The 1,101-nt window shown below is 54.6% G+C and carries 1 pseudogene; it reads right to left on the reverse strand.

The features are described 5' to 3' along the window. A pseudogene (locus MHY22_RS11450) lies at positions 1-1,052 on the reverse strand (IS3 family transposase); the annotation flags it as partial. Positions 1,053-1,101 lie beyond the last annotated feature (49 nt).

Below are 1,101 nucleotides of genomic sequence, written 5' to 3' on the forward strand. Positions count from 1 at the left end.
CGCCTTGTAGAGACCGTTGACTGTTTCGGCTAGTGCATTGTCGTAAGAATCGCCGATTGTTCCCACACTCGGGCGGATTCCTGACTCAGCTAGCGCGGTGGAATACTTCAGTGACACGTACTGGCTGCCCCGATCGCTGTGGTGAATTAGTTGGTTTCCATGGATTCGTCCTGCAGTCGTTAACGCATGTTCCAATGCCTCCATGGGCAGCGCATCGGTGCGCATTGTCGAGCGTGTAGCAACACCAACAATTTTTCGGCTGAAGACATCCACGACAAACGCGGTGTAGGCGAATCCTGACAGGGTGCGAACGTAGGTAATGTCGGCAACCCAAAGCCTGCCTGGTGCCTGCGCACGGAAGTTTCGGCGCACTAGGTCCGGGCGATGATCCGGTGTCTTCGGGCTTACCGTTGTTATTGGGGTTCGCCCACGTCTGCGGCCAGAAACACCTGCAAGTTTCATCAGACGTGCGGTCTTGTCGCGACCAATATGAAAGCCTTCGCGGTTCATCGCGTGCCACATTTTGCGGATGCCGTAGACCGAGAAATTCTCCGCATGCACACGCTGTATCTCTGGGATGAGCAGGCTATCGCTTAAGGCTCTTGCGCTGGGAACACGTGTGGTGGCTTTGCGGTAGCCGCGTGAAGTAATGAATCCACGATCTGCTTGTTTAAGGACTCGGCAGATGGCCTCGACCCCAAATTGATCTTTGTACGCGTCGATGTAGGAGATCATTTGGTCGTGGGTCGGTCGAGTTCCGCTGCGAAAAAAGCCGAAGCAGTTTTAAGAATCCCGTTTGCTCGTTTCAGTTCGCGGTTTTCGCGGCGCAGACGCCTGAGTTCTTCTTCCATTGTTTCGCCGCCTGAAGCGTCAGAATTATCGCGTACTGAGGCGCTGTCACGGTACCAGGCCCGCAACGTGTGGTGAGATACTCCAAGCAGCTCACCGACCTCCGTGTAGGCGCGTTGCAGTGAGCAAGACTCCAGGCGGACCATTTCGATGATCTGATGGACCGCCTTCTCCTTGAACTCGACGGAATACTTTCTAGGCATAGTTCAATCCTTCCTTAGCTGAGGTAGGAACTAAACCCAGGACGCTTCA

Origin of the sequence: Corynebacterium sp. ACRPO (assembly GCF_022347205.1) — a bacterium.
Classification (GTDB): domain Bacteria; phylum Actinomycetota; class Actinomycetes; order Mycobacteriales; family Mycobacteriaceae; genus Corynebacterium.